The sequence below is a fragment of the Actinocorallia aurantiaca genome (assembly GCF_039533685.1).
Lineage (GTDB): Bacteria > Actinomycetota > Actinomycetes > Streptosporangiales > Streptosporangiaceae > Actinocorallia > Actinocorallia aurantiaca.
Map to the genome: position 1 here is coordinate 617,587 of NZ_BAAATZ010000012.1, position 10,360 is coordinate 627,946.

At 71.4% G+C, this 10,360-nt stretch carries 10 protein-coding genes; 5 read left to right on the forward strand and 5 right to left on the reverse strand.

Annotated elements, in window-relative coordinates; genetic code table 11:
* The first annotated feature begins 55 nt into the window (after nt 1-55).
* The gene (locus ABD327_RS17960; protein ID WP_344451566.1) at nt 56-784 is read left to right on the forward strand and encodes a hypothetical protein; all 729 of its coding nucleotides are present in this window, start codon (nt 56-58) and stop codon (nt 782-784) included.
* Between the two features lie 72 nt (nt 785-856).
* On the opposite strand, the gene ABD327_RS17965 is transcribed toward ABD327_RS17960, so the two are convergent.
* The gene (locus ABD327_RS17965; protein ID WP_344451567.1) at nt 857-2,029 is read right to left on the reverse strand and encodes a sensor histidine kinase; all 1,173 of its coding nucleotides are present in this window, start codon (nt 2,027-2,029) and stop codon (nt 857-859) included.
* Nucleotides 2,026-2,679, reverse strand: a complete 654-nt coding sequence (locus ABD327_RS17970; RefSeq protein WP_344451568.1) for a response regulator transcription factor — start codon at nt 2,677-2,679, stop codon at nt 2,026-2,028. Before ABD327_RS17970 ends, ABD327_RS17965 begins: the two co-directional genes overlap by 4 nt.
* A 157-nt stretch (nt 2,680-2,836) precedes the next feature.
* On the opposite strand from ABD327_RS17970, the gene ABD327_RS17975 reads away from it, so the two are divergent.
* Entirely contained in the window at nt 2,837-3,013 is a 177-nt protein-coding gene (locus tag ABD327_RS17975; RefSeq protein ID WP_344451569.1) for a hypothetical protein, read from the forward strand.
* Here the strand turns inward: ABD327_RS17975 and ABD327_RS17980 are convergent.
* The 3 genes from ABD327_RS17980 to ABD327_RS17990 are packed head-to-tail and all read right to left on the reverse strand — an operon-like array spanning nt 3,010 to nt 5,770.
* Nucleotides 3,010-3,813, reverse strand: coding sequence for an inositol monophosphatase family protein (locus tag ABD327_RS17980; protein WP_344451570.1), 804 nt, complete (start codon nt 3,811-3,813; stop codon nt 3,010-3,012). The genes ABD327_RS17975 and ABD327_RS17980 overlap by 4 nt on opposite strands.
* A 1-nt stretch (nt 3,814) precedes the next feature.
* A complete protein-coding gene (gene hemH, locus ABD327_RS17985) occupies nt 3,815-4,687 on the reverse strand; it encodes a ferrochelatase (protein ID WP_344451571.1) in 873 nt (290 codons plus the stop codon).
* Nucleotides 4,688-4,696: 9 nt separating this feature from the next.
* Complete coding sequence (locus ABD327_RS17990) at nt 4,697-5,770, reverse strand: lytic transglycosylase domain-containing protein (RefSeq protein WP_344451572.1); 1,074 nt, start codon at nt 5,768-5,770, stop codon at nt 4,697-4,699.
* Between the two features lie 68 nt (nt 5,771-5,838).
* Here ABD327_RS17990 and ABD327_RS17995 point away from each other — a divergent pair, with 68 nt between their 5' ends.
* From ABD327_RS17995 to sepH, 3 genes are all read left to right on the forward strand, one after another.
* The gene (locus ABD327_RS17995; RefSeq protein WP_344451573.1) at nt 5,839-7,026 is read left to right on the forward strand and encodes an MFS transporter; all 1,188 of its coding nucleotides are present in this window, start codon (nt 5,839-5,841) and stop codon (nt 7,024-7,026) included.
* A gap of 41 nt (nt 7,027-7,067) precedes the next feature.
* Entirely contained in the window at nt 7,068-8,381 is a 1,314-nt protein-coding gene (locus ABD327_RS18000) for a D-arabinono-1,4-lactone oxidase (RefSeq protein WP_344451574.1), read from the forward strand.
* 463 nt (nt 8,382-8,844) lie between these two features.
* Nucleotides 8,845-10,360, forward strand: a 1,516-nt coding sequence (gene sepH / locus ABD327_RS18005) for a septation protein SepH (protein ID WP_344451575.1), incomplete at its 3' end; no start/stop codon positions are given.

The following is a 10,360-nucleotide window of genomic DNA, read 5'->3' on the forward strand; positions in this document are numbered from 1 at the left end:
GCCATCGCCTTCCCCCGCCGCCTGCACACAAGCTCATCGCAGATGGGATTCCCCCGTGTACCAGCCCCCCGGCCCCTCCGGCCCCCCTCCGCCCTTCGGCAACACCCCGCCGCCCTTCGGCGGCGGCACTCCCCCGCCCTTCGGCGGAGCCCCCCAGCCGTTCGCCCCCGGCCCGCCGCCGCGCAGGTCCAAGGGCCCCGCGATCGCCGCGATCGGCTGCGGCGCCCTGGTCGTCGTCATCGTCCTCGTCGTCGTCCTGATGACCATCCTGGACAACGACGAGAAGCGGGTCGTCATCTCCCAGCAGCCGCAGCAGAGCGGGCAGCCGCAGCAGAGCATCCCGCCGCAGAACGCCCCGCCGGACAACACCCCGGTGACCGGCGGGTTCGGCCCCGACTACGCCGGGACCTGGCAGGGGACGGTCATCCAGACCAAGCCCACCACCAACAAGTACACCGTCACGATCGTCATCCAGCAGAACTCCACCACCGGGCAGATCACCTACCAGAACGACCCCGGCGCCGACACGACCTGGTCGTGCACCGGCACCGTCCAGTTCCTGCACACGACGCCCGGCGCGGACTACAAGTCCGTCGTCCGCGAGCAGATCACCAGCAAGAACAACGCCAAGTGCGACACGTACTCCTACAACGTGCTGTTCCCCAAGCCCGACAACACCGGCGGCCCCGGTGACGGCATGTTCATCAAGAACTACTTCAGCGAGAGCGTCGCGGACGCCGACAACGACCACAACGCGATCGGCGAACTGAAGCGGCAGAACTGACGGCGGTACGACCGCCTCATGCCGAGGGGCCCCGGGACGACGCCGTCCCGGGGCCCCTTTCGTCGGCCCGCGTCACTGCTGGAGCGGGAGGCGGACCGTGATGATGAGCCCTCCGCCGGGCCTCGGGTTGGCCAGGACGGTGCCGCGGTGCGCGGTCACCACCGAGCGGACGATGGACAGCCCCAGGCCCGCCCCCTTGGCCGACTCGATCCTGTCGTTGTTGAGCCGCCGGAACGGCTCGAAGAGCCTGTCGACCTCGTAGGCGGGGATGGTGGGGCCGGTGTTCTCCACCTGGCACGCGGCGAAACCGTCCAGCTCGCCGGTGCGCACGTAGACCTCGCCTTCCTCCACGTTGTGCTTGAAGGCGTTCTCCACGAGGTTGGCCACCAGGTGCTCCAGCAGGACCGGGTCCCCGGCCGTCACCGCGGAGGTGAGTTCGGTGTGCAGGGTTACCTCGAGCGGGTTGCCGTCGGCGCGTTTGCGCATCGAGTCCAGGACGGTCTCGGTGACGTCCTTGAGGTCGACGACCGTGTGCGTGGTGAGTTCCCGTTCGCTGCGGGCCAGCAGCAGCAGCCCTTCGATGAGCCGCTCGTGCCGGGCGTTGTTGGCCAGCAGGGTCTTGCCCACCGTCAGCAGGTCCGGGGAGACCTCGGGGTCGGTGAGCGCGACCTCCAGCAGCGTCCGGTTGATCGCCAGCGGGGTGCGCAGCTCGTGCGAGGCGTTGCCGACGAACCGGCGCTGGGAGTCGAAGGCGTCGCCGAGCCGTTCCAGCATGGCGTCGAACGTGTCGGCCAGTTCCTTGATCTCGTCCTCGGGGCCCTCCAGCGCGATGCGCTCGTGCAGGGTGCTCTCCGACAGGCGGCGCGCCGCGGAGGTGATGTTCTGCAGCGGCGCCAGGGCCCGGTCGGCGACGACGTAGCCGAGGAACAGGGCCAGCACGCCGACCCCGCCGAGGGCGAAGAGCATGCGCTTGACCAGCTGGGCCAGCATGATGTGGCGGATGTCGTCGACCGCCACCTTCTTCGTCATGATGCCGCTGCCGGGGTCGAAACTGCGGTATTCGAGGGTCTCGCCCGGGGGGAGCACCGCGCTGAAGGACTGGCCGACGAACACGTACGTGACCACCATCAGCAGCACGCCGGCGAAGAAGAAGAGCGACCCGTACAGCAGGGTGAGCCGCATGCGGACGCTGACCCTGCGCGGCAGCTGGCGCAGGTCGGAGATGAGGGTGCCCGGGCCGGTCACAGCCGGTACCCCACCCCTGGCACGGTCTCGATCACGGGAGGGTCGCCGAGTTTCTTGCGCAGGGTCATCATGGTCACGCGCACCACGTTGGTGAACGGGTCGATGTGCTCGTCCCAGGCCTTCTCCAGCAGCTGCTCGGAGCTGACGACCACGCCCTCGGCCGCCATCAGCACCTCCAGGACGGCGAACTCCTTGCGGGTCAGCTCCACCGGCCTGCCGTCCCTGGTGACGGTGAACCTGTTGGGGTCGAGCTCGATGCCGGACCGGGAGAGCACCGGCGGCAGCGGGGTCGCCGAGCGGCGGCCGAGCGCCCGCACCCGGGCGATCAGCTCCTTGAAGGCGAAGGGCTTGGCCAGGTAGTCGTCGGCGCCCAGGTTGAGGCCGGCCACCCGGTCGTCCAGCTCGCCCGCGGCGGTCAGCATGAGGATCCGCGCGCCGTAGCGCTCGGTGACGAGCCTGCGGCACACCTCGTCCCCGTGCACCTTCGGCAGGTCTCGGTCGAGCACGACCACGTCGTAGGCGTTCACGGAGGCACGCTCCAGCGCGCTGGCGCCGTCGTAGGCGATGTCGATCGCCATCGCCTCCCGCCGGAGCCCGGTGGCGATCGCGTCCGCCATCACCCGCTCGTCCTCCACGACCAGAACTCGCACTTCTTCTCCCCCTGTTCGTACAGCCGCATCCGTTATGTCACATACCGGGTAAGTGACCGGTAAGGAGCTCGTGCGAGAATCCCACTCCGCCCTTGAGAAGTTCAGGTTTAGACCAATGACCCAGGGGTAAAGAGGGTCTGACCCGGAAGGACCACCCATGCGCGAGCTGAACGAGACCATCCAGCAGCGGCTGACAGACGCCTACGAGTCGCTGCACGCCGCCAAGAAGGACGGCGACGTCTACCTCGCCGACCTCCGCCAGTCCGAGATCGACGAGCTGCGTAGGATCGCCGCCAACCACGACCTCCCCCCGCAGGCCGGCCAGCCGGTCTAATCCCTCAGCGGATCCAGCGGAGCCAGCAGGTCGCGCAGCGGGCCGAACAGGTCGGCACCGGCCGCGATCGTCAGCTCCGGCCCGGCGGGCGCCCCGTCCAGTCCCCCGATCCTCCCCCCGGCCTCGGTCACGATCAACCTGCCCGCGGCGATGTCCCAGAGCTGCACCCCTCGCTCGTAGTACCCGTCCACCAGGCCTGAGGCCACCATGCACAGGTCGATCGCGCAGGCGCCGTTCCTGCGGATGTCGCGGACGTGCGGCAACACCCCCGCCAGCACCTCCGCCTGCGTGGCGCGCCGGCTCGAGGCGTAGCCGAACCCCGTCGAGATCAGCGCGCCCTCCAGCGGCACCCCGGTGGCGCAGCGCACCGGCTCGCCGTTGCGGAACGCCCCGCCGCCCTTGACCGCGGTGAACGTCCAACCGCGGCGCGGCACCTCGATCACCGCCGCGACCGTCTCGCCGTCGTGCTCGGCGGCGATGCTCACCGCCCAGTCCGGCAGGTCGTACAGGTAGTTGACGGTGCCGTCGATCGGGTCGATCACCCAGCGGACGCCGGAGGAGCCCGCGCTGGCGCCGCCCTCCTCGCCGAGGAAGGCGTCCCGAGGCCGTGCGGCGCCGATCCTCTCCCGGATCAGCCGCTCGGCGGCCTCGTCCATCTGGGTGACGACGTCGGTGGCGCTGGACTTGACGGCCACCACCTCCGGGCCGGCGGCGGGCCGCTTGTCGATGAGCATCCGCCCCGTCTCGCGGGCGGTCTCCACCGCCAGGTCCAGCAGCTCCTCGTAGTCGCTCGGGTTCATGTCAGGCCCTCTCGAACAGGTCGCGGGCGAGCGGGGCCAGCGCCGCGCCGGGAGTGGAGGCGCGCACCAGGGTCATACCCAGCTTCTCGGCGGTCTCCCGGGCCTCGACGTCGAGATCGAACTTGACCTCCATGTGGTCGGACACGAAGCCGATCGGCACCAGGACCACGCTGTCGACGCCCTCCGCGTGCAGCCGCTCCAGGTGGTCGCAGACGTCCGGCTCCAGCCACGGCTGGGAGGGAGGCCCGCTGCGGCTCTGGTAGACGAGGTCGTAGGGAAGTTCCGAACCGGAGGCCTCGTGCACCCTTCGGGCCACCTCCTTCAGCTCCCGCACGTAGTCCTCGCAGCCCTGCTGCGACAGCGGCACGCTGTGGGCGGTGAAGACGAGCCGCGCCCCCGGAGCCTGGGCGAGGGCGGCCCTGGTGTTCTCGACGAACGGCCCGAGGAAGCCCGGCTCCAGGCAGTAGACCGGCAGCTTGGTGATCTCGGGCGCGTCCGGGACGGCGGCCCGTGCGCGGGCGATGTCCTCCAGGTACTGGCCGCTGGAGGAGTACCCGTCGTAGGCGGAGGTGACGAACGCGGCCGCCGAGCGGACGCCGTCCGCCTTCATCCGGGCGACGGTGTCCTCCAGGTAGGGGGGCCAGTTGCGGTTGCCCCAGTACACCGGGACGTCGACCAGCTCCTCGATGGAGCTCTTCAGCTCGCGGCAGAGCTCGTTGATCGGGCTGACCCCGCCGAAGAGGTGGTAGTGCTCGGCCACCTCTTCCAGCCTCTCCCTCGGCACGTTCCGGCCCCTGGTGACGTTCTCCAGGAAGGGCATGACGTCCTCGGGGCCCTCCGGCCCTCCGAACGAGATCAACAGCAGCGCGTCCATGCCCTCAGCCTACGAGAACCGCCGGGCGTAGGCGTCCGCGAGGGCCAGCACCTTCTGGACGTACCAGTCGGCGTGGTTGTAGGCGTAGACGGCCTTGTAGAGGTCGCGTTGCGCCCCCGCCGCGCACAGGTAGCGGGCCGCCGCCGGGATCGCGTCGAAGGGATTCATGATGTCGGCCTTGCCGTCCCCGTCACCGTCCACTCCGTAGGACTTCCAGGTGGCCGGCATGAACTGCATCGGCCCCAGGGCGCCCGCGCTGGACGGGCCGACGTCGCGCCCGTGGCTGCTCTCCACCTGCCCGATCGCGGCGAGGACCGTCCAGGACAGGCCCGGACAGCCGGCGGCCCCCTTCTTGTAGAGGTCGAAGTAGCTGCCGCCCGCCTGGGCGGCGCCCGCGGCGTTCAGGTCCACCACCGTCGCCTTCGCGCCCAGGACGGAGCGGACCTTCTTGGCGACGTCCGCCGACTTCGCCCCCGGCGCGTTGACCATCAGCGCGACCGCCGGGACCAGCCCCAGCGCCGTCCCGGTTCGCCTGCTGACCAGAAGGTCCACCTGGGGGACGCCCAGAGACGCGATGCCTCCCAGGGTGACGTCGGGGGTGGAGCGGGCGACGATCTGGTACCTCTTGCCCAGTTCCAGCTTCAACTCCCGGGCGGTGTCCCCGGCGGCCACGAACCTGTCAGAGGCCAGCGCGGCCCACAGGTCCTGGTTCCTCGCGGTCACGGGGGACGTCCAGGAGCGGAAGCTCGAGGGGTCGACGGCGAAGACGTTGACCCGCCGGCCCTCCAGGGACACCGCGCCGCCGTCCACCACGATCACGTCCCGGACCTTCCCGATCCGGCGGATCCGCTCGACCCGGGCGCCGTCCGCCCCGGTGGGGACCACCGCCAGGACGTGCGGGGGGACGATCCGCTCCAGCGGCGCCACCTGCTCGGCGACCACCATGTCCGCCGTCACCCGGCTCTCCGGTGCCGTCGCCGCCCCGTCCCGGTCCCCCAGCCGGACGGCCAGCCAGCCAGCCGCGACCGTCAACGCCAGCACCAGTGGCACGGACAGGAGGGTGAGCAGCCGGTTTCTTCCCACCGCAGCAGGCTATCGGGCCGCCGGGGATCCGGTCTCGGGCACCCGGGTACGGTGATCTTGGGGGGGCCATGATCGATCCGTACCGTGAGCTGCTGCTGGAGGTGCCCGGCGCCCGGTACTTCGTGCCCGCCGGCGTCGTCGGCCGGATGGCGATGAGCATGATGGGGATCGGGATCGTGCTCATGGTCACCGCCACCTACGGCGGGTACGGGCTGGCCGGCGCGGTCGCGGCCACCTGCTCGCTGTGCTCGGCGTTCGCCGCGCCGTTCGTCGCCCGCTGGGTCGACCGGTTCGGCCAGCGCCGGGTGCTGGTGCCGCTGGTGCTGGCCGACACCGCGGCGATGCTGGCGCTGGTGCTGTGCGCGGTGCTGGCGCTGCCGGCCTGGACGCTGTTCCCCGCCGCGTTCCTGGTGGGCGTGACCACGCCGTCGATGAGCGGCCTGGTGCGGGCGCGGTGGTCGCACCTGCTGGCCGACCGGGAGTCCCGGCTCGGCACCGCCTTCTCCCTCGAGTCCGTGCTGGACGAGATCGTCTTCATCACCGGCCCGGTGCTGGTCACCGTGCTGGCCACCGCCGCCCACCCGTCCGCCGGGCTGGTGGCCGCCGCCGGGTTCACCCTGGTCGGCTGCCTGTTCTTCGCGGCGCAGCGGAGTTCCGAGCCGCCGCCCCACCCCCACCAGCGGGCCGGGCGCAGCGCCCTGCTGATGCCGGGGATGCCGCGGATGGCGGCGGTGTTCCTGTTCCTGGGCGTCATCTTCGGATCCGTGGAGGTCGGCGCGATCGCCTTCGCGGAGGAGGCGGGGCGCAGGTCCCTCGCCGGGGTGGTGCTGGCCTCCTACGCGGCGGGCAGCGGGGCGGCGGGCCTCTGGTACGGCGCCCGCTCCTGGAAGAGGCCGCTGCCCTTCCGGTTCCGGGCGGGGCTGGCGCTGATGACGGCGGGGCTGGTGCCGCTGGTGCTGATCGAGGGCCTGCCGCCGATGCTCTTCGTGATCTTCTTCTCCGGGCTGGCCATCTCCCCCACGATCATCCCCGCCTACGGGGTCCTGGAGCGGCTGGTCTCCGGACCCCAGCTCACCGAGGGGCTGACCTGGGCGTCCACCGCGATCGGCCTGGGCATGGCGGCGGGGGCCGCGGCAGGGGGCCGGCTCATCGACGCCCGCGGCTCGGCCTGGTCCTTCGGGCTGGCGCTGGGGGCGGGCCTGCTCGCCGTCCTGGCCGTCACAGCGAAGGGATCACGATTCGATGAAGATCTATAACATGAATCTTCCTCATAAAGGCTTTCTACTACTCTCCCCCCATGCCCCCTGAAACCTCCCCCGGCATCTGGCGCAACTGGGCCGGAAACCAGCAGTCGGTCCCGGCTCGGGTGGTCTCCCCCCGCACCGCCGAAGAGGTCGCGGCGGAGGTCCGCCGCGCGGCGGAGGACGGCCTGACCGTCCGCATGCCCGGAACCGGGCACTCCTTCACCGGAGCGGCGCTCACCGAGGGAGTCCAGCTCAGCCCCCGCGAGCTGACCGCCGTGCGCTCCATCGACACCGCCACCGGCCTGGTCACCGCCGAGGCCGGACTGCCGCTGTGGCGGCTCAACCAGGTACTGGAAGAGCACGGCCTGGCCCTGGCCAACATGGGCGACATCCAGGAGCAGACGATCGCCGGGGCCTCGCAGACCGGCACCCACGGCACCGGCCGCGACCACGCGGGGCTCGCCTCCCAGATCGCCGGACTGGAGATGGTGCTGGCCGACGGCGAGACGGTCACCTGCTCGCGCGCCGAACGCCCCGAGTTGTTCGACGCCGCCCGGGTCGGGATGGGCGCGCTGGGCGTCGTCACCGCCATCACCTGGCAGACCGTCCCCGCCTTCCTCCTGCGCGCGCAGGAGGAGCCGATGGCCTGGGACGAGGTGCTCTCCCGGCTCGACGAACTCGAGGCGGAGAACGAGCACTTCGAGTTCTACTGGTTCCCGCACAGCGAAGGCTGCCTCACCAAGCGCAACAACAGGGTGGACGGACCGCGCGAGCCCCTGCCCGGATTCAAGGCGTGGATGGACGACGAGTTCCTGTCCAACCAGGTCTTCGGCGTCGCACAGCGGGTGACGAAGCGCTTCCCCGGCGCCATCCAGGCCGTCAACGGCGTGTCGGCCAAGCTGCTCGGCGCCCGCACCTACACCGACACCTCCTACAAGGTGTTCACCAGCTCCCGCTCCGTGCTCTTCAAGGAGCAGGAGTACGCGATCCCGCGCGAGCACCTGGAGACCGCGCTGCGCGAGATCCGCGCCGCGTTCGACCGGCACGGCTGGAAGATCAGCTTCCCGATCGAGATCCGGGTCCTCCCGGCCGAGGACGCCTGGCTGTCCATGGCCCAAGGCCGCCGGACGGCGTTCATCGCGGTCCACGTCTACAACCGCAACGAGCACTCCGCCTACTTCGAGGGCGTCGAGCAGATCCTCACCGCCCTCGGCGGCCGCCCGCACTGGGGCAAGATGCACACCCGCGACGCCTCCTACCTGGAGACTGCCTACCCCTTCTTCGGCGATTTCGCCAAGCTTCGGGATGAACTCGACCCCGACCGCCGCTTCCGCAACGACTACCTCCGCCAGGTCCTCGGGGACTAGCCGGACGGGACGCGAACCGACACAATGAAATTTCCGGCGTGCCCTAGCAAGAGGAACGTTTCGGCTCAACCATAATGAGGTAGAGAAACCTCTACCAACCACATGTTTTCCCTGTTCCAGTTCGTGCGTGCCGGCGGTCGCCGGGAAAAGGATGCATAAGAAAACGGCAGCCTGACCCCCGGAAGCACCTCCGACCCGGCAAGCTGGCCCAGGGAGAAGAACAGCTTTGTTCCTTACACCGGGTGACCGCACTCACATCGCACTAGCACACCGAATGAATCCAAGCGACGATGTTCGGACATGCCGGGTACGGTGCTGGCAGTGGGTGTGTCCTTGACGAAAGACTCCAAGGGCTCCTGCCCGAGGTTCGGGCAGGGGAATCCGGGGGAAGGGACGCATGCGCCCGCTGTCGCAAGGACGGTGCTTGGGATGAGGGCCGGGGACAAGGCTGGGAAGGACACGCATGCAGGAGCTGCGCCTCGTGGCGGTGAGCGAGGACGGTTCGTACCTCGTGCTGGCCACCGCAGGCCGGGGCACCCGGTTCACCCTGCCCGTGGACGACCGGCTGCGTGCCGCGATCCGCGGGCACTTCTCCCGTCTCGGTCAGTTCGAGATCGAAGTGGAGAGTCCGTTGCGCCCCAAGGAGATCCAGGCCCGCATCCGTGCCGGGGAGACCGCCGAGGAGATCGCCGAGTCGGCCGGCATTCCGGTTGAACGCGTCCGCTGGTTCGAGGGGCCGGTCCTCCAGGAACGTGAGTACATGGCCCAGCAGGCCCAGCGCTGCGTCATGCGCACCCCCGGCGAGTCCACGGCGGGACCGCCGCTGGGCGAACTGGTCGAGGAGCGCCTCGGCAACCGCGGCGCCGACCTCGAGGAGGTGACCTGGGACGCCTGGAAGTGCGAGGACAACAGCTGGCAGATCCGGCTGTCCTTCTACGACGGCGGCCGCCCCCACGCGGCCGAGTGGAAGTTCGACCCGCGCCGCCGCGTCGTGCGCGCCCTCGACGACGAGGCGGCCCGGCTCGGCTCGCTGACCGCCGAGGAGCCGCAGGTGGCCGACATCGTCACCCCGCTGCGCCGCCCCGCCATGAAGATCGTCTCCGATCAGCGGCGCGACTACCCGGCCGGCCGCCCCTTCGCGCAGCCGCCCCAGGTGCCCCAGGTGCCCCAGCCGGCCCCGCCCGCCGCCACCCCGCTCAACCCCGAGCCGTTCACCCCCGAGCGCTTCCAGCGCGAGGCCCGCGCCGCGGACTTCCCCGACCTCGAGGCGCTCAGCGCCCTGCTGGACGGCGAACCCACCGTCCTGCCCCCGCCGCCCGGCCGCGACCCCGGCGAGACGCCCGTCGCGCGTCCCTCCGCCGTCTCCCTGACCCCGCCCGGCGAGCCCGCACCCACCGCGCCCGCTCCTCCTTCCGGCGAGCCCGCCGCGCAGGAGGCCGCCGGCTCCGTGCCGCAGTACACGCCCGCCGACGTCTCCGCCGAGCGGCGGCCCGTCGAGGACGAGTTCGAGCGGCCCGCTCCGCGGCCCGTCGCCGAGGAGCCCGCCGAGTCCGCGGTGTCCGCTCCTTCCGCCGCTTCCGAGGACGCCGGCTCCCCGCCGTCCGAGTCCGCTCCGCAGGCACCCGCCCGTCCCGCGCCCGAGGAGCCCGCCGCCCGGCAGGAGGCGCCCGCCGCCTCCTCCCCCGCGGCTCCCGCCGCCCGGGAACCCGCGGCCAAGGCCGACCCGGCAACCGCGGAGGACGCTTCCGCGACGCCCGCCGCCTTCGCCGGCGAGCCCGCACCCGTCGCGGAGATCGCGGACGGCCCCGCCGCACCCGAGCGCCCCGCGCCCGACGAGCGGAGGTCTTCCCCTCCCGTTCCCGAGGAGCCCGCCGCCCGGCAGGAGGCGCCCGCCGCCTCCTCCCGGCCCGCGCCCGTCGAGCCCGAGCAGCCCGCCCGGGCCGCCGAGCCTCCGGCCGCCGCCCGTCCGGCTCCCGCCG